The sequence below is a fragment of the Pseudomonas putida genome (assembly GCF_050990305.1).
Lineage (GTDB): Bacteria > Pseudomonadota > Gammaproteobacteria > Pseudomonadales > Pseudomonadaceae > Aquipseudomonas > Aquipseudomonas putida_AH.
Map to the genome: position 1 here is coordinate 6,151,543 of NZ_CP158817.1, position 23,227 is coordinate 6,174,769.

Consider the following 23,227-nt stretch of genomic DNA (forward strand, 5'->3'; position numbering starts at 1 on the left):
CGCGAAGAGGCCAACAGCAGCAGAACATTTTCTGGATCTGCCGCCTCACATCCCATGCTGCTTGAGCAGCCGTGCATAACTCCCATCCGCCTTCATCCTGGCAATCTCCCGGTCGAATCCGGCGACAATCTGTTCATGTCCGGGATTCTTCAGGCTGACCAGGATATGCAAACTGTTCTCGCTCAGCGGTTTGGGCAGGAACTCCACGGCATTGCGCACTTTGGGGGATTCACGGGCCAGGTAATAGCGGGCAACGTATTCGTCTTCCAGGGTCAGCTTGACCCTGTCGGCAACGACCATGCGCACGGCCATGGCGAAGCTGTGTACCGGAACCTTCTGCAGTGATGCATCGTCATCGAACGCCGGTGAATAGGCATAGCCGCGGACCACCGCCACCGGATAGGTGTGCAGTTGCTGCAGATTATTGAATTCGATGGGTGCGTCCTTGCGCTTGATAAAGCGCACACGGTTGACCAGGTACTCGTCGGAAAACTTCCCGAGCGTGGTGCGTTCATCGGAGTACCAGGCGTTGACCAGCACGTCGTATCGCCCCTCGCCCACGCCCAGCAAGGCCCGCGCCCAAGGCACCTGTTCGAACTCACTGGCATAGCCGGCCCGCGCCAGCGCCGTGCTGACAATGTCCGTGGCCAACCCGCCATTGACCAGTGTTGCGTCGGTAAAGGGCGGCCAGGCATCCGCCACCAGGCGCAGCTTTTCCGCCGCCGCGTTTTGAAACAGCAACAGCAATCCAATCAAAGCAAAGGCTCGATGCAATCGCGGCATGCTAGAAAATCCTTAGCGGGCGGGCTGCCCGACGTGTTTTCAGCCAAAACTCCAAGCCCCTTACCGGCACGCCCAGGCACTAAACATTAGCTCATTGAAGCCACTACGGATCGCTGGATTCCAGATTACACAAAGAAGACAACGGCGCGAGAAATGAATGATGGCATTTTGGTCTTTATCACAGATTTCTTTGCCATAAAGACATCCAGCGCTGCGGCGCTTACCATCACAGGGACGTTTTCAAGGAATCAGCACATGACAATCGAATGGATCTGCAAACACCACAGCGATCTGGGCATAAAACAGCTGTATGCCCTTTTGCAGCTGCGCTCGGACGTGTTCGTCGTCGAGCAGAAATGCGTTTATCAGGACATCGATGGCCAGGATCTGGAAGGCGATACCTGCCATTTGATGGCCTGGGACGGGGACACACTGGTGGCGTACCTGCGCTTGCTCGACCCTGAGCTACAGGGTGGCGATGTGGTGATCGGACGAGTGATCATTGCGCCCCAGGCGCGAGGCACCGGGCTGGGGCATGAGCTGATGGCCCAGGCCTTGAAGCAGACTGAAAAACGCTGGCCCGACATGCCGATCTATCTCTCGGCCCAGTCACATTTGCAGGGGTATTACGGGCGGTACGGGTTTGAAGTGGCGGGTGAGGAATATGTCGAGGATGGCATTCCACACATAGGCATGCGTCGTTCTTGAGGGCCCCTTCGCGAGCAGGCTCGCTCCCACAGTGGAAATGCGATCAATTGTGGGAGCGAGCCTGCTCGCGAAGACGCCAGTCCAGGCACTGCACATCTCAGGGGTATTCCAATACCGCCTTGATCTGCCGAAGATTACGCTCGATCCACCCCCGATCAATCGCCCCCCAGTCACGAATCCGATAGCGACCGGCATGGTTGCGCGCGCCTTCTTCCTGTTCGAACTCGCAAACGATATCCAGATCCGCCAACGCCGCGATGGTGTCCTGGGCGGTGCGTCGCGGCATGCCGGTGGTCTCGGTCAATGCCGGGACACTGCTGGCCAGGCCGCTGTCGATCAGGTAAGCCACGTACAGGCGCCGATAGAAGCTGCTTTTGGTCTTGCTTACGTCCATCTAACGCTCCCTAAAAAAGATCGCAGCCTGCGACAGCTCCTACAAAAGCGCCCTGCCGAAGGCTGCGATCTTTTGACGTTTCATTGCATATCCCGCCAGGTCAGGTACACCCGCACATCGAACTCCACCTGGTGATACCCCGGCAGCATGTGTTCGCACAGCTTGTAGAACGCCTTGTTGTGATCCGATTCCTTGAAATGAGCCAGCTCGTGAACCACGATCATTTTCAGAAACTCGGCGGGCGCTTCCTTGAACAGCGAAGCGACGCGGATCTCTTTCTTCGCCTTGAGTTTGCCGCCCTGCACCCGCGAGATCGTGGTGTGCAGGCCCAGGGCGCGGTGGGTCAAGTCCAGTCGGTTATCGAACAGCACCTTGTCGATGGTCGCAGCGTTACGCAGGAATTCCTGCTTGAGATCCAGGGCATAGGCGTACAACGCTTTATCGCTCTGCACCTCGTGCTTTTGCGGGTATCGCTGGTTCAAGTAATCACCCAGCCGACCGTCGGCGATCAGCTGGCGCACTTGGTCCTGCAACGAAGCGGGATAGGCCTGGAGGTATTTCAACGCAGTCATCGCAACAAACAACACATATGACGAAAAGGTCGCCAGTGTAGCGAATTCAGCGGGTCAGCGCGCTCCAGTCGAAGGGCTGCACGTAGTGCCCGGTGTCTTCGGCCATCATCGGCCGCCCTACCAGAAAACCTTGCACATACTCGCAGCCATTGGCTTGTAACCACTGGTATTGCGCCACGGTTTCCACCCCTTCGGCGATTACCAAAATCTCGTACTGTTTGCACAGCTCGATCACATTGCGCACCAGCGCTGCATCTCGCGACGACTCCGGCAACCGGGCGACCAAATGACGGTCGAGTTTGAGGGTGTCCAACTCCAGATCACGCAAATGAGCCAGCGAACAGGGTCCGGAACCAAAGTCATCCAGCGCCACCCTGACTCCCAGATTGCGCAGCAAGCGCAGCTGTTTGCGGGCTTCGTCCGGATGGTGGGTCAAGGCGTCTTCCGTCACTTCCACTTCCAGATGCCGGGGCTGCAAGCCATGACGTTCCAGCACCTGACGCAACTCGGCGACCAGATTGGGCATGGCAAATTGCGTACTGCTCAGACTGACGCCCAGCACCAGGTCTTCGGCAAACAACGTCGACCAGGCTTTGCGCTGCCCGGCGCCGCGCTGGTAAATCCAGCTGCCCAGGCGACTGATCAGCCGGGCTTCTTCCAGCAACGGCAAGAACAGCCCCGGAGGCACGTCTCCGACACTCGGGTGCTGCCAGCGCAACAATGCCTCGAACCCACGAATCTGCCCGTCGGCAATCGCCACCTGCGGCTGATACACCAAGTTGAAGTCTCGGTTCTCGATGGCGGTGCGCACGCTCTCTTCCAGCATCAAACGTGAACGCGCCCGGCCATTCATTTCGTGATCGTAAAAGCGATATTGCTGACGACCGGCACGCTTGGCCTCGTACATGGCGATATCGGAGGCTCGAAGTAGACCGTCCAGATTGGCCCCACAGTCCGGAAACGTGGCGATGCCAATGCTCGCACCCAAGGTGATTTCCAGGCCATCGATCTGCTGACAGATCGACACTCGCTCAATGAGTTTTTCCGCGATTTTGGCCGCTTGCTCGGGGAATTCCAGATCCAGTAATGCTGTGAATTCGTCGCCGCCCATGCGCGCCAGAATGTCGAAGGGGCGAAGGCAGGCTTTCAACTGCTCGGAGACCCAGCGCAATACGCGATCACCGGCATCATGCCCGAGGGAATCATTGACCCGCTTGAAACCGTCGAGGTCCAGGTACATCAAGACCCAGGCGCTGTCGGAACGCTCGCCGCGCAACAGCAGGTTTTCCACGGTCTGGTAAAAGCCCCGACGATTGAGCAGCCCGGTCAGCGGGTCGGTCACCGCCTGGAACTCGAGCTGCTGATGCAGGTGTCGCACCACCGACATATCCAGCATGGTCACCACCATCGCCTGTTGTTCCTTGGGCAATGGCGCGCAGGACAGTGCAACCGGCACTTGCTGGCCGGGGGCTGTACGCAACAACGCATCATGTAAACGCAGGGTTTCACCGCGCCTGTAACCGGCCAGCAGATCGGAGTCGACCCAGTTCGGGATATGCGGTTTTTGCAGAAAATCCAGGAACGCCCGACCTTGCAGTTCTTGTACGGTGGCATTGAGCAAGCGTGACATCGCCGGGTTGGCGAAGCGGATCAGCCCTCCCTCATCCACCACCAGAATGCCCTCGGCGGCGTTCTCCAGCACCGATGCATTAAAGGCGCGGGCAACTTCCAGATCATGGCTCAAGCGCTGCAAGGCCCGACGACTGCGCTGATGTTCCAGCAGCGCCTGGACCTTGGGCTTGAGAATCTGCGGGTCAAAGGGTTTGAACAGATAATCCACGGCGCCACTGGCGTAGCCCTTGATCACCGCGTCCTGGGACTGTTCGTTGGCGGTCAGGAAGATGATCGGTGTCAGTCGGGTTCGCTGGCTGCCGCGCATCAGGCGGGCCACTTCAAAACCGTCCATGCCCGGCATCTGCACATCCAGCAGTACCAGGTCGACATCGTGCTCAAGTAACAGGCCGAGGGCTTCGAAACCCGAAGCCGCGGTCATGACCTGCCAGTCCTGGCGCTGCAACAACGCGCGCATGCTGATCAGGTTTTCGGGGTAATCGTCGACGATTAATAACGTTGAACGGCCTTCATCTGGCGGTTGGTGCGCGCATTCCATGCTGCTTCTCTTTGTTCGTGACGTCAGGCCGGTTTCTTGTGAAAACCGGACAGATACTGTGCCATCACTCTAGTCCGGGATCTACTAAAGCTGTAGGTGTCAGTGCGCCATCATTTAACCAATGGGTTCATTTGCCGACTAACGGTAACGTCTGAAGGCCGCTAAAACCGGGAAAGATGGCCTTTTAACAGGATTTTGACGTCACCCACTTTTTAAGGCCAGCATTAACAAAAAGGCCCTATGCGCTTATAAAGGCCGCCCTCTAAGACGCGCGCCAGAGCTTCTGGTACGTCTGTACTGCAAAACCCCTGGAAGCTTCTCCCATGATCGACCTCGCATCCTGGAACCTCAGCGTTCCAGTCGGCAACCCGCCGTACACCGTTGAAACCTCCAAATTGGTCAATGGCTTCAAGGATCAATACTTCAGTTCCGACACCGGCTCAGTGATTTTCTGGTCTCCGGTGACCGGCTCCAAAACCGAAAACGCCATCTACCCTCGCACCGAGCTGCGGGAAACCTACAGCAACGGCACCTTGAAAAACTGGTACTACCCCGACGCCGACAACACCCTGCGCGCCACCCTGGCGGTCAATCAGGTGCCGAGTTCGGGCAAGATCGTCATTGGCCAGATCCACGCCTACAACAGCCAGAAGCCCCTGGTAAAGGTTGAATACCAGTACAAAACCAAGACCGAGACCGGCAACATTGTCGCCAAGGTGCGCATGCATCCCGACGACAAGGAAGGCCGCGTGATCACTATTGCCACCGGCGTGAAACTGGACCGGGAGTTTTCCTACCTCATTCACCTGAGCCCCGGCGGCGCATTGGGCGTCAGTGCGGCAGGCTATCAATGGGATACCAACATCAGTGCGACCTGGCGCGACAAACCGCTGTATTTCAAGGCCGGGGTGTATGTGCAGGACAACACCGGGTACACCAGCGAAGGCGGGAGAGTGACGTTCAGCAAGCTGGATATTGATCACAATAAATAGCGAAAAAGATCGCAGCCTTCGGCAGCTCCTACAGGGAGAATGCATTCCAATGTAGGAGCTGCCGAAGGCTGCGATCTTTTGATCTCAAGCCACAAAAAAAACCCGCATTTCTGCGGGTTTTTCGTGTGGCTCAAACGCTGAGGCTTAGTTGACCTTCGCGTTCAACTCACCCTTCAGATAACGCTGATACATGCCTTCCAGCGAGATCGGCTTGATCTTCGAAGCGTTGCCGGCAGTACCGAAGGCTTCGTAACGTGCGATGCACACGTCGCGCATGGCAGTCACGGTGGCGCCGAAGAATTTACGTGGGTCGAATTCGCTCGGGTTGGTGGCCATCAGGCGACGCATCGCACCGGTGGATGCCAGGCGCAGGTCGGTGTCAATGTTGACCTTGCGCACGCCGTGCTTGATGCCTTCGACGATCTCTTCAACCGGTACGCCGTAGGTTTCTTTGATGTCGCCGCCGTACTGGTTGATGATCGCCAGCCACTCTTGTGGAACCGAAGACGAACCGTGCATCACCAGGTGGGTGTTCGGGATGCGCTTGTGGATTTCCTTGATGCGGTCGATCGCCAGCACGTCGCCGGTAGGTGGCTTGGTGAACTTGTAGGCGCCGTGGCTGGTGCCGATGGCGATGGCCAGGGCATCGACCTGGGTGCGCTTGACGAAGTCAGCGGCTTCTTCTGGGTCGGTCAGCATCTGGCTGTGATCCAGAACGCCTTCGGCGCCGATACCGTCTTCTTCACCGGCCATGCCGGTTTCCAGCGAACCCAGGCAGCCCAGCTCGCCTTCTACCGATACGCCGCAGGCGTGAGCCATGGCCACGGTTTGCTGGGTCACACGGACGTTGTAGTCGTAGTCAGTCGGGGTCTTGCCGTCTTCGCCCAGGGAGCCGTCCATCATCACCGAACTGAAGCCCAGTTGGATGGAGCGCTGGCAGACGTCAGGGCTGGTGCCGTGGTCCTGGTGCATGCACACCGGGATGTGCGGGAATTCTTCGATGGCCGCCAGGATCAGGTGACGCAGGAACGGTGCGCCAGCGTATTTGCGAGCACCGGCCGAAGCCTGGACGATCACCGGGGAGTCAGTCTTGTCAGCGGCTTCCATGATGGCGCGCATCTGCTCAAGGTTGTTGACGTTGAAGGCTGGAACGCCGTAGCCGAACTCGGCTGCGTGGTCCAGCATCTGGCGCATGCTGATAAGTGCCATTGTGTGTGTCTCTCCCGGTTGAGGGTCGTTAATCGTGCCAGCCTGCCGTAGCGGCGGCGGCTATTCAAGTTATTGCAGATCGGGGGTTGAGCCCGGGCTGCGAATTCGGTGTTACAAAATCTCTAACGGTCTGCAATTACCCGTAGGAGCGAAGCTTGCTCGCGAAAGCGGTTTGTCTCACAACACATCGGTTGAATGTGATGACGCATTCGCGAGCAAGCTTCGCTCCTACAGGTTTGGCATCAGTGGGCTTTACACCCACGGCCAATCAAATCATTGGTGGCGACCCAGTAAACCAGGCCTTCCTCACCTTTTATGTGAAACGCCAGCATGTTGTCGCTGTACAGCGCGCCCGACGCGCCCGGTTCCTGCTTCAGGCGGTGAACCTGATCGGCACCGCCGAGGCGTACGTCGACTTCCTTGTGGCTGTCATCGGTGTAGCGCCAAACCACCTTGGCCTGGCTGTCGCAGGTCCAAGTGGTCCAGTTATCTGCCGGGGCGGACGACTGGAACGGGTTCATATTGGCGCACCCGGCCAGCAGTGCCAGCGCCGAAACGGCGATCAATCCTTTCATCCGTGTCCCTCGACCGGCAGCGCACGCCACCGGTCCTGAGTAAAGAGTCAGACCCGTCAAGGACAGCCATGTTCCTTGACGGGTGTCTGTGTCTCGTATTTGTCCAAGCCTTCGGGACCTGCGCGCTTGTTGAGCACCGGATTGGTCTCCGCCTGCCAGTCAGCCTGGTAGCAGCCATTGTGCGGCGCGGTCGGCCCAGGCTCTGGCGTGGCCTGCGGGTTACTCCCGCAAGCCGCCAGCGAACCCGCGACGAGCAACAGCGCTAACGTCTTGACCATGTGAACACTCCCTTGCCTGGCCAAACGGGCGGCCTTAGGCCTTGGCCCGGCTTTCCAGGACTTCAACGGCTGGCAGCACCTTGCCCTCGACGAATTCGAGGAATGCGCCGCCACCGGTAGAAATGTAGGAGATCTGCTCAGCAACGCCATACTTGTCGATGGCCGCCAGGGTGTCGCCACCGCCAGCGATGGAGAACGCCGCGCTGTCCGCAATGGCCTGGGCCAGAACTTTGGTGCCGTTACCGAACTGGTCGAATTCGAACACGCCTACCGGGCCGTTCCACAGGATGGTTTTCGACGACTTCAGCAGTTCGGCGAAGTTCGCCGCGGTCTGCGGGCCGATATCCAGGATCATGTCGTCAGCAGCGACGTCAGCGATCAACTTCACAGTCGCCGCCGCGCTTTCGGCAAACTCCTTGGCAACCACCACATCCACCGGCAGCGGCACGCTGACCTTGGCGGCGATGGCGCGGGCGGTGTCCAGCAGGTCCGGCTCGTACAGCGACTTGCCGACCGGATGACCGGCTGCGGCCAGGAAGGTGTTGGCAATGCCGCCGCCGACGATCAACTGGTCGCAGATCTGGCTCAGGCTGTTCAGTACGTCGAGTTTGGTCGAGACCTTGGAACCGGCAACGATGGCGGCCATTGGCTTGGCCGGGGCACCCAGGGCCTTGCCCAATGCGTCCAGCTCGGCGGCCAGCAGAGGACCTGCAGCGGCGACTTTGGCGAACTTGGCTACACCATGCGTCGAACCCTCGGCGCGGTGTGCCGTGCCGAAAGCGTCCATCACGAATACGTCGCACAGGGCCGCGTATTGCTGGGCCAGTTCATCGGCGTTCTTTTTCTCGCCTTTGTTGAAGCGCACGTTTTCGAACAGCATGATCTCGCCGGCCTTGACGTCAACACCGCCCAGGTAATCAGCCACCAGCGGCACTTCGCGGCCCAGAGCCTTGCTCAGGTAGTCGGCGACGGGCTTGAGGCTGTTCTCGGCAGAGAATTCACCTTCGGTCGGACGGCCAAGGTGCGAGCAAACCATCACTGCCGCGCCTTTTTCCAGGGCCAGCTTGATGGTCGGCAGCGAAGCCAGGATTCGCGCGTCGCTGGTGACAACACCGTCCTTGACTGGGACGTTGAGGTCTTCGCGGATCAATACGCGCTTACCTTGCAGATCGAGGTCGGACATCTTCAACACGGTCATGGGTCGCACTTCCTGAATAGCTGTTCTTAGAGAGCAGGTTTTTTTGAAATCGCTGTTTGCAGATAGTGCTCTGCAACATCCAGCATTCGGTTGGCAAAACCCCATTCGTTGTCGAACCAGGCCAGGATGTTCACCAGCCGTGGGCCGGAAACGCGGGTCTGACTGGCATCGACGATCGCCGAATGTGGGTCGTGGTTAAAATCGCAGCTTGCGTGTGGCAACTCGGTGTAGGCCAGCAGACCTTTGAGCGGGCCGCTGGTGGCGGCCTCGCGCAGGATTCGGTTGACCTCGGCGGCGTCAGTATCACTGACCGTCTGCATCGTGATATCGAGGCAAGACACGTTCACTGTCGGCACGCGTACGGCTTTGGCCTGAATTCGTCCGGCAAGTTCCGGCAACAGGCGTTCGATACCGCGCGCCAGACCGGTGGACACCGGGATCACCGACTGGAACGCCGAACGGGTGCGGCGCAGGTCTTCGTGGTGATAGGCATCGATCACCGGCTGATCGTTCATCGCCGAGTGAATCGTGGTGATCGATACGTATTCCAGGCCAATGGCCTGATCAAGCAAACGTAACAGCGGCACGCCGCAGTTGGTGGTGCAGGAGGCGTTGGACACCAGCAACTCATCGCCGGTCAGGCACTCCTGGTTCACGCCATAGACGATGGTGGCGTCGACATCCGACTCGCTGGCCATCGGCTGGGAAAACAGTACCCGTGGCGCGCCGGCGTCGAGGAAACGCTGGCCGTCTTCACGGGTGTGATAAGCACCGGAGCATTCCAGCACCAGATCGACGCCCAGAGACGCCCAATCGATGCCATCGGGAGTGGCACTGCGCAGGACCTTCACGCAGTCGCCATTAATATGCAGACAATCGCCGTCGACCTTCACCTCACCAGGAAAACGCCCGTGGGTGGAGTCGAAGCGTGTCAGGTATTCGATGCTGGCCATGTCGGCCAGATCGTTGATCGCGACAATTTCAAACCCTGCCTTCTCGCCTCGTTCGAACAACGCACGCAAGACGCAACGACCAATCCGGCCGTAGCCGTTGAGTGCAACTTTGTAGGGACGCGGTTGAGGCATGGGGGTTCTCGATTACCGTGGTGAATCTGTCATTGCAGTATCGCCTGACCGACCGCCTTCGCGGGCAAGCCTCGCTCCTACAGATCACCTGGACCTGTAGGAGCGAGGCTTGCCCGCGAAGACGTCAGCACAGAGAACACAACTTCTGGATCAGTCTTCCAGCAGCTCTTCAGCCTGACCCAGGATGTTTTCCAAGGTGAAGCCGAACTCTTCGAACAAGGCCGACGCAGGCGCCGACTCGCCATAGGTGGTCATGCCGATCACGCGACCTTCCAGGCCGACGTACTTGTACCAGTAGTCGGCGTGGGAAGCTTCGATGGCGATACGGGCGCTGACCTGCAACGGCAGAACCGATTGCTTGTAGCCGGCGTCCTGGGCATCGAACACGCTGGTGCAAGGCATGGAAACCACACGCACCTTGCGGCCCTGCTCGCTCAATTTGTCGAAGGCCTGAACGGCCAAGCCGACTTCGGAACCTGTGGCGACCAGGATCAGCTCAGGCTCGCCCGCGCAGTCCTTCAGCACGTAGCCGCCACGGCTGATATCACCGATCTGCAGGGCATTGCGGGTTTGATGCTGCAGGTTCTGACGCGAGAAGATCAGGGCCGACGGACCGTCCTTGCGCTCCAGCGCGTACTTCCAGCACACCGCCGATTCAACGGCATCGGCTGGACGCCAGGTGTCGAGGTTCGGCGTGCAGCGTAGGCTGGCCAGTTGCTCGATTGGCTGGTGAGTCGGGCCGTCTTCGCCCAGACCGATGGAGTCGTGGGTGTAGACGTGGATCACGCGCTGCTTCATCAAGGCCGACATGCGCACGGCATTGCGAGCGTATTCCATGAACATCAGGAAGGTCGCGCCGTAAGGCACCAGGCCGCCGTGCAGGGCGACGCCGTTCATGATGGCGGTCATGCCGAACTCGCGCACGCCGTAGTACATGTAGTTGCCGCTGGCATCTTCAGCGGTGACGCCTTTGCAGCCTTTCCACAGGGTCAGGTTGGAACCGGCCAGGTCGGCCGAACCACCGAGGAACTCTGGCAACAGTGGGCCGAACGCGTTCAGGGCATTCTGGCTGGCTTTACGGCTGGCGATGGTTTCACCCTTGGCAGCCACTTCGGCGATGTAGGCATCGGCCTTTTCGCTGAAGTCAGCCGGCAGTTCACCGCTCAGACGACGGATCAGCTCGTTGGCTTCGGTCGGGAACGCTGCGGAGTAGGCGGCGAAACGCTGGTCCCACTCGGCTTCAACGGCGCGACCGGCTTCTTTGGCATCCCACTCGGCGTAGATGTCAGCCGGGACTTCGAATGGACCGTGGTTCCACTTCAAGGCTTCACGGGTCAGGGCGATTTCCGCGTCACCCAGTGGGGCGCCGTGGCAGTCTTCCTTGCCTTGCTTGTTCGGCGAGCCGAAACCGATGGTGGTCTTGCAGCAGATCAGGGTTGGCTGCTCGCTTTTGCGGGCCGTCTCGATCGCGGTCTTGATTTCTTCCGGGTCGTGACCGTCGACATTGCGGATCACTTGCCAGTTGTAGGATTCGAAACGCTTGGGCGTGTCGTCGGTGAACCAGCCTTCGACTTCGCCATCAATGGAGATGCCGTTGTCATCGTAGAAGGCGATCAGTTTACCCAGGCCCAGGGTGCCGGCCAGGGACGCGACTTCGTGGGAAATGCCTTCCATCATGCAGCCATCACCCAGGAACACATAGGTGTGGTGGTCGACGATGTTGTGGCCAGGACGGTTGAACTGCGCCGCCATGACCTTTTCAGCCAGGGCAAAACCCACGGCATTGGCCAGGCCCTGACCCAGTGGACCGGTGGTGGTCTCGACGCCTGGGGTGTAACCGAACTCCGGGTGACCCGGGGTGCGGCTGTGCAACTGGCGGAAGCTCTTCAGGTCGTCGATGGTGACGTCGTAGCCGGTCAGGTGCAGCAGCGAATAGATCAGCATCGAACCGTGACCGTTGGACAGCACGAAGCGGTCACGGTCGGCGAACGATGGATTGCTTGGGTTGTGCTTGAGGTAGTCGCGCCACAGCACTTCGGCGATATCCGCCATACCCATAGGGGCACCTGGATGGCCGCTGTTGGCTTTTTGCACGGCATCCATGCTGAGGGCACGAATGGCGTTGGCACGCTCACGACGGCTAGGCATCGCTGATCTCCTGGGAATTCTGAAACGAGAGTGAATAAACGAAACGGAAAAAAGGCGAGCATTTTCCCTCACCCGGACGCCTCGGGGCAATGACAGATAGTCATCTGGAGGCGTTTTTCCAATGGATAACGACGGTTTGGGCTGATGAAACCTTTCCGCCATTCGTTTGTTGACTGAAGCTAACGTTAAGAAGTGCCATCTATCGAGCAATATCAAAACTTTTTGATATTGCTCTTGCGATGCCACCGGTGCGTGACTAGACTGCCGGCCTTATGAACCTACGCGTGCCTTCCATTCGCCATGACGACTGCGATGAGCTGGCGGCCCTCTGCAAGGCCGGCGGCGATCCGCTGCGCCTGAATGTCCTGCGCGCGTTGGCCAACGATTCGTTTGGCGTGCTGGAGCTGGCGCAGATTTTCGGCATCGGCCAGTCGGGCATGAGTCACCACCTCAAGGTCCTGGCCCAGGCCGACCTGGTGGCAACCCGTCGCGAAGGCAATGCGATTTTTTACCGTCGTGCCCTGCCCCATACCGACCTGCTGGGCGGCAAGCTGCACGCAGCCCTGCTCGAGGAAGTGGATGACCTGACCTTGCCTGCCGACGTGCAGTCGCGCATCGCCCAGGTCCACGGGCAAAGGGCCGCAGCCAGTCAGGATTTTTTCTCACGGGTCGCGGAGAAGTTTCGTGCCCAGCAAGACCTGATCGCCGGTCTGCCGCAATACGGCGACAGCGTGGTGGCCCTGCTCGAGAAGCTGAGTTTCGGCGAAGGTGCGACCGCCATTGAAGTCGGCCCCGGGGACGGTGCCTTTCTACCGGAATTGGCGCGCCGCTTCACCCAAGTTACGGCGCTGGACAACAGCCAGGCGATGCTCGAACTGGCGCGCCAGGTGTGCGAACGCCAGGCGTTGGGCAATGTCAGCCTGCAATTGGCCGATGCCTTGAACGGCGTGAGCCTCAAGGCCGATTGCGTTGTATTGAACATGGTCTTGCACCATTTCGCCGCGCCGGCCGATGCACTCAAGCACATGGCCAATTTGCTGCAACCAGGCGGTAGCCTGTTGGTGACAGAGTTATGCAGCCACAACCAGAGTTGGGCCAAGGAGGCCTGCGGTGATCTCTGGCTGGGGTTTGAACAGGACGATCTGGCCCGTTGGGCCACCGCTGCGGGACTCGTTCCCGGGGAAAGCCTCTATGTAGGCTTACGTAATGGTTTCCAGATTCAGGTCCGCCATTTTCAGCGACCGGCTGGCGACACTCACCATCGGTAATTTCAGGAAAACATCGAGATGAGCGAATACTCCCTTTTCACCTCCGAGTCCGTGTCTGAAGGGCATCCGGACAAAATCGCCGACCAGATTTCTGATGCGGTGCTGGACGCCATCATCGCTGAAGACAAGTTCGCCCGTGTGGCGTGCGAGACTCTGGTGAAAACGGGCGTAGCGATCATTGCCGGCGAAGTCACCACTTCGGCCTGGGTTGACCTGGAGCAGATCGTTCGTGACGTGATCACCGACATCGGCTACACCAGCTCCGACGTGGGTTTCGACGGTGCGACCTGCGGCGTGATGAACATCATCGGCAAGCAGTCCCCTGACATCAACCAGGGTGTCGACCGCGCCAAGCCTGAAGATCAGGGTGCCGGCGACCAGGGCCTGATGTTCGGCTACGCCAGCAACGAAACCGACGTGTTGATGCCAGCGCCGATCACCTTCTCGCACCAGCTTGTGCAAAGGCAAGCCGAGGCCCGCAAATCCGGCCTGCTGCCTTGGCTGCGTCCGGACGCCAAGTCGCAAGTGACTTGCCGTTATGAAGGCGGCAAGGTTGTCGGCATCGACGCCGTGGTTCTGTCGACCCAGCACAACCCGGACGTCTCGTACAACGACCTGCGCGAAGGCGTGATGGAGCTGATCGTCAAGCACGTGCTGCCTGCCGAGCTGCTGTCCAAAGACACCCAGTTCCACATCAACCCGACTGGCCAGTTCATCATCGGCGGCCCAGTGGGCGACTGCGGCCTGACCGGTCGCAAGATCATCGTCGACACCTACGGCGGCATGGCCCGTCACGGCGGTGGCGCGTTCTCCGGCAAGGATCCATCGAAGGTTGACCGTTCGGCGGCCTACGCCGGTCGTTACGTGGCCAAGAACATCGTCGCGGCTGGCCTGGCCGAGCGCTGCGAGATCCAGGTGTCCTACGCCATCGGCGTCGCCCAACCGACTTCGATCTCGCTGAACACCTTCGGCACCGGCAAGATCAGCGATGACAAGATCATCAAACTGGTCCGCGAAGTGTTCGACCTGCGTCCATACGCGATCACCAAGATGCTCGACCTGCTGCACCCGATGTACCAGGAAACCGCGGCATACGGCCACTTCGGCCGCATCCCGGGCACCAAGACCGTGGGCGACGACACCTTCACCACGTTCACCTGGGAAAAAACCGACCGCGCCGACGCCCTGCGTTCCGCTGCCGGCCTGTAAGCCCTTCCCGGCTGCACCAAAAGCCCCGCACGGTTTTCCGTGCGGGGCTTTTTTTGCTTTTGGCTTTGCACCGCGTCGTCCCCTTCGCGAGCAGGCTCGCTCCCACAATGGAATGCATTTTCCTGTGGGAGCGAGCCTGCTCGCGATGAGGTCAGCCCAGGCAACAAAAATATTTGGCAAAACACCCGCGAAATGCCCATTCCACACTGACCTAGCCTTCAAGCTCTCCACCAATGAGCAAGGAAGCTCGCGATGCCCCTCACCCTGCGCCTGTTTTTCACCTGCCTGCTGACCCTTTTCTGCCTCAACGCCAACGCCACCCAATGCCCCGACTGGCCTCCAGAACGCGCCCTCAACGAAGTCGCCACTGTGCAAAAACAAATCGATCGCTGGGACGACAGCTATCACCGCGAAGGAAAGCCACTGGTCGCCGACGAACTCTATGACCAATCCCGCGCACGCTTCGCCCAATGGCGCCAATGCTTCAACCTGTACGCCACAACCAATCCGTTAGGTACTGCACGCGGCAAAATCGCCCACCCCATTGCCCACACCGGTCTGGATAAGTTGGACGATGAGCCAGCCGTCGAACGCTGGCTACGTGATCGCAAGGACGTCTGGGCCCAACCCAAGGTCGATGGCGTTGCCGTGACGTTGATTTATCGCAATGGCTTGCTGACCCAGGCGATCAGCCGGGGTGACGGTTCGCATGGCCAGGACTGGACCGCTTCGGCACGACAGATTGCGGCCATCCCCCAACAACTGTCGCAACCGTTGGACCTGCTGGTGCAAGGCGAGCTCTACTGGCGCCTGCCGGAGCATGTACAGGCCCAGGCCGGCAGCCTTAATGCCCGCACCACGGTCGCAGGTTTGATGAATCGCAAGACTTTGAGCGAGGAACAGGCAACCGGGATCGGCCTATTTGTCTGGGATTGGCCCCAAGGTCCGGCGTCCCTGCCAGAGCGCGCCGCGGTGCTGGATAAGCTGGGCTTTCCAGACACAGCCCCGTACAGCCAACCGATCAGCACCTTGACCGATGCGCAGCGCTGGCGTGATCACTGGTATCGCTCGCCCCTGCCATTCGCCAGCGACGGCATCGTCCTGCGACAAGGTCAACGCCCCAGCGCCGAACGCTGGCAAGCCAAGCCGCCCTATTGGAGCACTGCCTGGAAGTACCCTTTCGCCCAGGCGCTGGCGGAGGTGCGCAAGGTTCACTTCAAGATCGGCCGAACCGGGCGGATCACCCCGGTACTGGAACTGGTGCCAGTCACGCTCGATGACCGGCAGATCAAGCGTGTCAGCGTAAGCTCCCTGCAGCGCTGGCAAGCACTGGACATACGGCCGGGCGATCAGGTCGCCATCAGCCTGGCGGGCCTGACCATTCCCAGGTTGGACAGTGTCGTATTGCGCAGCACTGAACGCCTGAGCCTGAATGTGCCCCAGGCAGAGGATTTTCATCCGCTGAGCTGCTGGCAGCCGACATCGGGATGCGAAAGTCAGTTTCTCGCGCGCCTGGCCTGGCTCAGTGGCAAACAAGGCCTGGCCTTGCCAGGTGTCGGCCCCGGTACTTGGGAAAAACTGCTTGAAGCAGATCGCCTCGGCAGTCTGTTGGAATGGTTGACCCTCGATGCCCAAGAGCTTGCTAACATTGACGGTTTCGGCGAACGCAGTGCAACGCGCCTTGCTTCCAGCTTCGATACTGCCCGGCAACGCCCATTCGCTCATTGGCTCAAAGCGCTGGGCATGCCGCCGACAGGCCAGGCACGCCTCGCCAACTCATGGCCGCTACTGGCACAACGCGACACCGAGCAGTGGCAGGCCGAAGCCGGGATCGGACCGGGACGGGCAGCGCAATTGAGCGCATTTTTTCGCGACCCACAGGTTCTGGCCCTGAGAGAAACATTACAAGCTGCCGGGATTGACGGCTTTTAGCGCCACCAATCCCGGCAGCCCGGGAACCCGTTAGTACCGATGGGCTCAAACAAGCCATCGCCGCATCGACACGATTGCCTTTGACATGGAGTTTATATGAAACGTCTTTTACCGCTCGCCCTGCTGGCACTTTGCAGCGCAATGGCCGCCCCGCTGATGGCCGCCGAAGAGGCGCCGGAGCTGACCGGATGCGCCGCCAAGAAACAAGACATCATCAACCAGATCGAACTGGCCAAGTCCCACGGCAATGCCGACCAACAAGCAGGCCTGGAAAAAGCCCTGAGCGAAGTCACCGCCAATTGCACCGACGCCTCACTGAAAAAAGAGCGCGAAAACAAAGTGCTCGAAGCCAAGCACGAAGTCAGCCAGCGTCAGGCCGATCTCGACAAAGCCATGAAGAAAGGCGACCCGGAGAAGATCAATAAGCGCAAAGACAAACTCGCCGAGTCCCGCAAGCAATTGCAGGAAGCGGTCGACGAGCTGGATAAATAAGGCGGGCGGATCGCTTTTTGTGGCGAGGGGATTTATCCCCGTTGGGCTGCGAAGCGGCCCTGAAAAATGGGACTGCTACGCAGTCCAACGGGGATAAATCCCCTCGCCACATTTAAAGCAGTTCGCTAATCAATGATCCCGAAACTGTTTATGACACGCGCTGCAAGCATCTTCGACCTTCTGCACCGCCGGGCCCAGGTTGCTGGCCTTGTAGGGTTGAACCTGACTGGCGATCACCAATTCACCGGTGGCGCTTTCAAGATCGCGGGCCATTGCCTGAAAGCGTGCCTGTTGTTCCCATACATCGCTTTTGGCACTGGTGTGGTCTTCTTCACGCACCTGCGGGAAATGCTTCCACGGCTCGCGAGACAACGTGTCGAGTTTTACCGCACCGTCGGCGAATTTCGGGCCATCGAACGGAATACGGCCACGCAACATGCCACCCAGGTCTTCACCGGTCTTGAGCATTTGCTTGAAAATGGCTTTGCGCTGACCGAGCGGCGAGTTGGGGTCGACACCGCCACACGCGGACAACGTCAGACAGGCCAGCAATACAACAGTAAGTCTTTTAAGAGTCATGGTGGCTTCAGGTCACGGGAAACGGCGGCCAGTATCCTCGCCTCTTCGGCAAACACCAATAGCCCTATTATCAATAAGGGTTGCCTGAGGGCATGGAGCACTCAGGCAACCGGCAAAGGAATTACTCCATGAACAGCCGTATCAAGGCATGGCGTCGCAGCCTGGCCTGGACCTTGCCCATGGTGGCCCTGCTTGCAGGCTGCACCGGTGGCGACAAACAACAACCGAAAACCCATGCCTTGGCCACCTATTCCAGTGCCACATGGGAAGCACTGCCGACGGTCAGTGACAGCGACCTCGTCGCCGGTTTCGGATCATGGCGCAGCGCCTGCACGCGACTCAAGGCCGACCCGGTCTGGGGCGGCACCTGCGCGGCAGCGACCAATGTGCCGCAAACCGCCGGCGACATTCGCGGCTTCCTCAAGCAGAACCTCGATGTCTACGGCCTGCGCGCCGCCAACGACAACCCCAACGGCCTGATCACCGGTTACTACGAACCGGTCTACCCCGGCAGCCTGACCCAGACCGCCAGCGCCAACATCCCGGTGTACGGCGTGCCCGAAGACATGATCATCGTCTCCCTCGACAGCATTTACCCGGAGCTCAAGGGCAAACGCTTGCGCGGTCGACTGGAAGGTCGCGTGCTCAAGCCTTACGACGATGCGGCAACCATTGAAACCAAAGGGGTCAAGGCACCGGTGGTGGCCTGGCTGACCGATCCGATGAACCTGCAATTCCTGCAAATCCAGGGTTCAGGTCGCATTCAACTCGACAACGGGCGTCAACTGCGCATCGCCTACGCCGACCAGAATGGTCACCCGTACCGCCCCATCGGACGCTGGTTGGTAGAGCAAGGCGAGTTGAAGAAGGAAGACGTGACCATGGGCGCAATCAGCGCCTGGGCCAAGGCCAACCCATCGCGTATTCCGGAACTGTTGGGCAGCAACCCAAGCTATGTGTTTTTTACTCGTAACCCGGACAGCAACGAAGGGCCTCGCGGCTCGTTGAACGTACCGTTGACAGCAGGTTATAGCGCAGCGGTGGATCGCAAGGTCATTCCGCTGGGCAGCCTGTTGTGGTTATCCACAACCAAACCGGACGGCACAGCGCTGGTACGACCGGTGGCGGCGCAGGACACCGGCGGCGCCATCGCCGGCGAAGTGCGGGCGGATCTGTTCTGGGGTACAGGCGAAGCGGCCGGGCAACTGGCCGGGGATATGAAGCAGCAAGGGCAGATCTGGATGTTGTGGCCCAAAGGCGCGGCGTTGCCGCAAGTGCCGCAGGTGGCCGATACGGTTAAATGAATCCCGTAGGAGCCGGCTTGCTGGCGATACAGGCGTGTCAGTAAACGCTGATGTCGATTGATACGCCGCTATCGCCAGAAAGCCGGCTCCTACAGGCCTCCAGCGGCCTTAGACCGACACCACGAAAAACGCCGCAATCAACCCCATCCCCACAAACCACACCAGCGACCGCAAAATCGCCCAGTCCGCCAGGTAGCAAATGATGTACAGCAGCCGACTGGTAATGAACAAAACCGACAGCACATTGATCGTCACCAACTCCGCATTGCCGACCAGATGCGCGACGATCACCGCCGCCGCGAATGCTGGCGTCACTTCGAAACTGTTCAATTGCGCCGCATGGGCACGCCTGGCCAAACCATTGAGTGACTCTAGAAAATCCCGGGGGTCATGGTTGTCTTGCAGACGATACCCGCCACTGGCCTTGGCAATGCCCGTACAGACATAGGGCAGGAAAATCGCGATCAAAATGCACCACAGAGCAACCGTCATAACGCAGTCCCTTCTTCAGGTTTTCAGAGCAGTCAGAATTTCATCACCAGCATGCCGATCAATACCAACCCACAGGCTAAGAGCCTTGGCCCACCGAAAGGTTCTTTCAAATAGCGCATGCCGAACAGCACCACCAGGATCACGCTGATCTCGCGCAAAGCCGCCGCTTCGGCAATCGACCCCAGCTGCATGGCCCAGAGCACCAGAGCGTAGCTGAACAACACGCAGAACCCGACCGCCAGTCCCAATCGCCACTGCTCGCGCCAGAACAACTTGAACGCCGGCCGCTTGCGCACCCAGGCGAGCAAGGGGAAAGGCCAGGCGCTGAGCAGCGTCACCCAGACCAGGTAGTCCAGTGGATGCGACCAGCGTCGCAGTGCCTGGCCGTCGATGAAGGTGTAGCAACCGATGCACAGGCCGATCAGCGCCACCACCGGCAACATCGACCAAGGCAGGCGCGCTCCGCCGCCGCCCTGCCACAGCAGGCACAACATGCCCAGCGGAATCAGCAAGATCCCGAAGATCTGCTGATGGGTCAGCGCCTCCCCGGCGAAGATCAATGTCAGCGCCAGCACCACCAGCGGCGATAAGCCGCGCATCAGTGGGTAGACCAGTCCGAGGTCGCCGACCCGATAGGCCTGGATCAACAGGTAGCGATAGAGCAACTCGAAGGCCGCCGAGGCCAGAATCCACGGCCAGATATCCAACGGCGGCAGCGCCACGACCGGCAGCATCACAGCGACAAACAACATCGCCACGCTGTCCATGCAGGCCACCACCAGCAACCGTTCGGCGCTGAATTTGATCAGGGTATTCCACGCCGCATGCAACAGCGCCGCCACCAACACCAGTGCTGTTGCAAGCACGGCACACTCCTTATTGTTACCCGCACCACCTGTAGGAGCCGGCTTGCTGGCGATGGCGCCCTCAAAAATCGCCATCGCCAGCAAGCCGGCTCCTACAGAAGTGGAGAATTGATTCGCGATGTGTCAGCAGCTGTTTATACTGCAACCGACCACGCCGCACTCAGTTGCGCACAGACTAATTCCAATAAAATCTGCCCTTGGCCGCTCTCATCAAGAATGGCCTTCGGCATGCGTATGCCTGATCACAGCGTCAAGACTACCGACAGAGACCTTGCGCATGCCACTCGCCTTGCTTGCCCTCGCTGTTGCCGCGTTCGGCATCGGCACCACTGAATTCGTCATCATGGGCCTGCTGCCCGATGTTGCCCGCGACCTCGCGGTGAGCATTCCCCATGCGGGGTTGTTGATCACCGGCTATGCATTGGGCGTGGTATTCGGGGCACCGATCCTCGCGGTCGGCACCGCCAACATGCCGCGCAAAGCCACGTTGCTGGGCATGACCCTGATGTTCATCCTCGGCAACATGCTCTGCGCCTTGGCACCGAACTACGCCACGCTGATGGCCGCTCGCGTGATTACCGCACTGTGCCACGGTGCATTTTTCGGCATCGGCTCGGTGGTGGCCGCCGGGCTGGTGGCCCCGAACAAACGGGCCCAGGCGATTGCGATGATGTTCACCGGCCTGACCCTGGCCAACGTTTTGGGAGTGCCATTGGGCACCGCGCTGGGACAATACGCCGGCTGGCGCTCGACCTTCTGGGTGGTGTCGGTGATCGGTGTGATCGCCGCCATTGCCCAGTGGGTCTGGCTGCCGAAAAACATTGCGATGGACAAAGCCAACCTCGCCAGCGAATTCAAAGTGTTGGGCAAGGCCAACGTGCTGCTGGCGCTGGGCATGAGCGTGCTGGCCTCGACCAGCCTGTTCAGCGTTTTCACTTACATCGCACCGATCCTGCAAGACATCACCGGCGTCAGCCCCCATGGCGTGACCATCATGCTGCTGTTGTTCGGCGTGGGTTTGACGGCCGGCAGCATGCTCGGTGGCCGCCTGGCAGACAGTCGCTTGCTGCCTTCACTGGTCGGCATGGCGTTGGCCGTGGTGCTGGTATTGGCCGCCTTCAGCCAGACCAGTCACTCGGTGATACCGGCGGCGGTGACCTTGGTGCTGTGGGGGATTTTTGCGTTCGCCCTGTGTCCGATCCTGCAACTGCTGATCATCGACCAAACCCATGAAGCTCCCAACCTGGGCTCGACCCTGAACCAGAGCGCGTTCAATCTCGGCAACGCGGCTGGCGCCTGGATTGGCGGACTGGTGGTGGCCAGCGGCGCCGACCTGGCGGATTTGCCATGGACAGGCGCACTGGTCAGCGGGTTGACGGTGCTGACCGCGCTGTTCTTCATCTACCTGCAGCGTCGCGCTACGGCTGCGGTGAACGTGCCGAGCTGATTACTGTTTGATCTTTCGCGGATCGGGCTCCTGGCCCTGATCCGCTGCTTTTTTTGGCGGCCCGCTCTCACTGCGAATTTGCGCGTGACTGATCAACGCGAAGATAAAGCTGCCTCCGATGATGTTCCCCACCAGCGTGGGCCCGGCGAACACCAGCCAGAAGTCCTTCCACGGCAATTCACCGGCAAACACCAGGTACGAAACCTCCAGCGAACCGACCACGATGTGAGTGAAATCCCCCAGTGCCATGAAATAGGTGATGAGGATGATGATCCACATCTTGGCGCTCTCCATGGACGGGATCATCCAGACCATGGTGGCAATCATCCAGCCGGAAATAATGCCTTTGGCGAGCATCTGGCTGGGAGGGTTTTCCATGACCTTGCGCCCGATGTCGAGGAAGGCTACATCGGTCTTGCTGTCGAAAATCGGCAGCTCCAGCATCACATAGGCCACCAGCAAGGTGCCGCACAGATTTCCGAACAACACCACCGACCACAAACGGAGCAATCGACCGAAATTGCCCAGCGTCGGCTTGCTCATGATCGGCAGCACAGCCGTCAGGGTGTTTTCAGTGAACAGTTGCTGGCGGGCGAGGATTACCGCGAGAAACCCGGCGCAGTAGCCAAAACTGGCAATCACCTTGAAACCTTCACCCTCCGGCAAACGGGAATTGAGCAGGCCCATGCCCATCAAGGACAGGCCCATGGTCAACCCGGCGGCCAATGCCGACCACCACAGCGCGGCGATGCTGCGCTCCAGTTCCTGGTCACCTTGGGTGCGGATGATTTCATGCAAAACCGCCGCTCGGGGCGGCTGGCTCTTCTCGACTTCGTGCTTTTCCTTGGGCGAGAGGTCGGGGGTCTTGCCTTCTGTTGACATAGTCATGGTGTCAGCCAACCGTAGGGTGTCATTTAGCTACGACACGTACGATTCGGCACTGTTCACCTATCTCATAAACGAAACAACTCCTGTAGGAGCGAGGCTTGCCCGCGAAGGCGTCGCCTTTATCACCATTGAAACCGAGGTGAACCCTTCGCGGGCAAGCCTCGCTCCTACGGATCCTGCATCATGCGACGGTTTCGTCATCCTTGAACTGGTCTTTGACGTACTTGATCTCGGTCCGGCCGTGCGCTGCGGGTAAGCCGTCTTCGCCCAGGTTGACGAAGACCATCTTCTCCACCGTCAGGATGCTTTTACGGGTGATCTTGTTGCGCACTTCACACGTCAGGGTGATCGAGGTGCGACCGAATTCCGTGGCGGTAATGCCCAGCTCGATGATGTCGCCCTGGCGCGAAGCGCTGACGAAGTTGATTTCGGAAATGTACTTGGTGACAACGCGTTGGTTGCCCAACTGGACGATGGCATAGATCGCCGCTTCTTCGTCGATCCAGCGCAGAAGACTGCCGCCGAACAGCGTGCCGTTGGGGTTGAGGTCTTCGGGCTTGACCCATTTGCGGGTGTGGAAATTCATGTTCACTCCTGAGCGTCTTGCCGAATGATGAACGGTATCTTGGCAGACCCCG

Annotated in this window: 23 protein-coding genes; 8 read left to right on the forward strand and 15 right to left on the reverse strand. The window is 59.6% G+C overall.

Annotated elements, in window-relative coordinates; translation table 11 throughout:
* Positions 1-45 precede the first annotated feature (45 nt).
* Positions 46-783 carry a substrate-binding periplasmic protein gene (locus ABTV22_RS27965; RefSeq protein ID WP_433737552.1) on the reverse strand — a complete coding sequence of 246 codons (738 nt, stop codon included), beginning with the start codon at positions 781-783 and terminating at the stop codon, positions 46-48.
* A gap of 255 nt (positions 784-1,038) precedes the next feature.
* Here ABTV22_RS27965 and ABTV22_RS27970 point away from each other — a divergent pair, with 255 nt between their 5' ends.
* Positions 1,039-1,491 carry a GNAT family N-acetyltransferase gene (locus ABTV22_RS27970; RefSeq protein ID WP_433737554.1) on the forward strand — a complete coding sequence of 151 codons (453 nt, stop codon included), beginning with the start codon at positions 1,039-1,041 and terminating at the stop codon, positions 1,489-1,491.
* Between the two features lie 97 nt (positions 1,492-1,588).
* On the opposite strand, the gene ABTV22_RS27975 is transcribed toward ABTV22_RS27970, so the two are convergent.
* From ABTV22_RS27975 to ABTV22_RS27985, 3 genes are all read right to left on the reverse strand, one after another.
* Positions 1,589-1,885 (reverse strand): winged helix-turn-helix domain-containing protein, encoded by a 297-nt coding sequence (locus ABTV22_RS27975; RefSeq protein WP_433737557.1) that lies wholly within the window; start codon positions 1,883-1,885, stop codon positions 1,589-1,591.
* Between the two features lie 80 nt (positions 1,886-1,965).
* Positions 1,966-2,457 (reverse strand): M48 metallopeptidase family protein, encoded by a 492-nt coding sequence (locus tag ABTV22_RS27980; protein WP_433737558.1) that lies wholly within the window; start codon positions 2,455-2,457, stop codon positions 1,966-1,968.
* A 46-nt stretch (positions 2,458-2,503) separates the two neighbouring features.
* Positions 2,504-4,627 (reverse strand): putative bifunctional diguanylate cyclase/phosphodiesterase, encoded by a 2,124-nt coding sequence (locus ABTV22_RS27985; protein ID WP_433737559.1) that lies wholly within the window; start codon positions 4,625-4,627, stop codon positions 2,504-2,506.
* 323 nt (positions 4,628-4,950) lie between these two features.
* Between ABTV22_RS27985 and ABTV22_RS27990 the strand changes: the two genes are divergently transcribed.
* Positions 4,951-5,619 carry a polysaccharide lyase family 7 protein gene (locus ABTV22_RS27990; protein ID WP_433737561.1) on the forward strand — a complete coding sequence of 223 codons (669 nt, stop codon included), beginning with the start codon at positions 4,951-4,953 and terminating at the stop codon, positions 5,617-5,619.
* A 144-nt stretch (positions 5,620-5,763) separates the two neighbouring features.
* Here the strand turns inward: ABTV22_RS27990 and fba are convergent, their stop codons facing one another.
* The 6 genes from fba to tkt all read right to left on the reverse strand — a co-directional run bounded on the left by fba (position 5,764) and on the right by tkt (position 12,112).
* Complete coding sequence (gene fba, locus ABTV22_RS27995) at positions 5,764-6,828, reverse strand: class II fructose-bisphosphate aldolase (protein ID WP_007975467.1); 1,065 nt, start codon at positions 6,826-6,828, stop codon at positions 5,764-5,766.
* A gap of 242 nt (positions 6,829-7,070) precedes the next feature.
* On the reverse strand, positions 7,071-7,403 hold the full coding sequence (locus tag ABTV22_RS28000; protein WP_433737562.1) for an MliC family protein: 333 nt from the start codon (positions 7,401-7,403) through the stop codon (positions 7,071-7,073).
* Between the two features lie 56 nt (positions 7,404-7,459).
* Positions 7,460-7,681 carry a hypothetical protein gene (locus tag ABTV22_RS28005; protein WP_433737563.1) on the reverse strand — a complete coding sequence of 74 codons (222 nt, stop codon included), beginning with the start codon at positions 7,679-7,681 and terminating at the stop codon, positions 7,460-7,462.
* Between the two features lie 34 nt (positions 7,682-7,715).
* The gene (locus tag ABTV22_RS28010; RefSeq protein WP_433737564.1) at positions 7,716-8,879 is read right to left on the reverse strand and encodes a phosphoglycerate kinase; all 1,164 of its coding nucleotides are present in this window, start codon (positions 8,877-8,879) and stop codon (positions 7,716-7,718) included.
* A gap of 26 nt (positions 8,880-8,905) precedes the next feature.
* Positions 8,906-9,964 carry an erythrose-4-phosphate dehydrogenase gene (gene epd, locus ABTV22_RS28015; RefSeq protein ID WP_433737565.1) on the reverse strand — a complete coding sequence of 353 codons (1,059 nt, stop codon included), beginning with the start codon at positions 9,962-9,964 and terminating at the stop codon, positions 8,906-8,908.
* 150 nt (positions 9,965-10,114) lie between these two features.
* Positions 10,115-12,112 carry a transketolase gene (gene tkt / locus ABTV22_RS28020; protein ID WP_433737567.1) on the reverse strand — a complete coding sequence of 666 codons (1,998 nt, stop codon included), beginning with the start codon at positions 12,110-12,112 and terminating at the stop codon, positions 10,115-10,117.
* A gap of 272 nt (positions 12,113-12,384) precedes the next feature.
* On the opposite strand from tkt, the gene ABTV22_RS28025 reads away from it, so the two are divergent.
* The 4 genes from ABTV22_RS28025 (at position 12,385) to ABTV22_RS28040 (ending at position 17,013) form a co-directional block, all read left to right on the forward strand.
* Positions 12,385-13,380, forward strand: coding sequence for an ArsR/SmtB family transcription factor (locus ABTV22_RS28025; protein WP_433737569.1), 996 nt, complete (start codon positions 12,385-12,387; stop codon positions 13,378-13,380).
* An 18-nt stretch (positions 13,381-13,398) separates the two neighbouring features.
* On the forward strand, positions 13,399-14,589 hold the full coding sequence (metK, locus tag ABTV22_RS28030) for a methionine adenosyltransferase (protein ID WP_433737571.1): 1,191 nt from the start codon (positions 13,399-13,401) through the stop codon (positions 14,587-14,589).
* A gap of 252 nt (positions 14,590-14,841) precedes the next feature.
* Entirely contained in the window at positions 14,842-16,521 is a 1,680-nt protein-coding gene (ligB, locus tag ABTV22_RS28035; protein ID WP_433737572.1) for an NAD-dependent DNA ligase LigB, read from the forward strand.
* A gap of 96 nt (positions 16,522-16,617) precedes the next feature.
* Positions 16,618-17,013: a DUF1090 domain-containing protein gene (locus ABTV22_RS28040; protein WP_433737574.1), complete on the forward strand. Its 396-nt coding sequence runs from the start codon at positions 16,618-16,620 to the stop codon at positions 17,011-17,013.
* Positions 17,014-17,142: 129 nt separating this feature from the next.
* Here the strand turns inward: ABTV22_RS28040 and ABTV22_RS28045 are convergent, their stop codons facing one another.
* Positions 17,143-17,592: a c-type cytochrome gene (locus ABTV22_RS28045; protein ID WP_433737576.1), complete on the reverse strand. Its 450-nt coding sequence runs from the start codon at positions 17,590-17,592 to the stop codon at positions 17,143-17,145.
* Between the two features lie 128 nt (positions 17,593-17,720).
* Between ABTV22_RS28045 and mltA the strand changes: the two genes are divergently transcribed.
* Complete coding sequence (mltA, locus tag ABTV22_RS28050; protein WP_433737578.1) at positions 17,721-18,896, forward strand: murein transglycosylase A; 1,176 nt, start codon at positions 17,721-17,723, stop codon at positions 18,894-18,896.
* A 108-nt stretch (positions 18,897-19,004) separates the two neighbouring features.
* Here mltA and ABTV22_RS28055 read toward each other — a convergent pair whose 3' ends face one another.
* The gene (locus tag ABTV22_RS28055) at positions 19,005-19,388 is read right to left on the reverse strand and encodes an MAPEG family protein (RefSeq protein WP_433737580.1); all 384 of its coding nucleotides are present in this window, start codon (positions 19,386-19,388) and stop codon (positions 19,005-19,007) included.
* A 32-nt stretch (positions 19,389-19,420) separates the two neighbouring features.
* Positions 19,421-20,254, reverse strand: a complete 834-nt coding sequence (locus tag ABTV22_RS28060) for an EamA family transporter (RefSeq protein WP_433737581.1) — start codon at positions 20,252-20,254, stop codon at positions 19,421-19,423.
* A 277-nt stretch (positions 20,255-20,531) separates the two neighbouring features.
* On the opposite strand from ABTV22_RS28060, the gene ABTV22_RS28065 reads away from it, so the two are divergent.
* Positions 20,532-21,701 (forward strand): MFS transporter, encoded by a 1,170-nt coding sequence (locus ABTV22_RS28065; RefSeq protein WP_433737582.1) that lies wholly within the window; start codon positions 20,532-20,534, stop codon positions 21,699-21,701.
* Here ABTV22_RS28065 and ABTV22_RS28070 read toward each other — a convergent pair whose 3' ends face one another.
* On the reverse strand, positions 21,702-22,589 hold the full coding sequence (locus ABTV22_RS28070) for a formate/nitrite transporter family protein (protein ID WP_433737583.1): 888 nt from the start codon (positions 22,587-22,589) through the stop codon (positions 21,702-21,704).
* Between the two features lie 181 nt (positions 22,590-22,770).
* Positions 22,771-23,175 carry an acyl-CoA thioesterase gene (locus tag ABTV22_RS28075; RefSeq protein ID WP_433737585.1) on the reverse strand — a complete coding sequence of 135 codons (405 nt, stop codon included), beginning with the start codon at positions 23,173-23,175 and terminating at the stop codon, positions 22,771-22,773.
* Positions 23,176-23,227 lie beyond the last annotated feature (52 nt).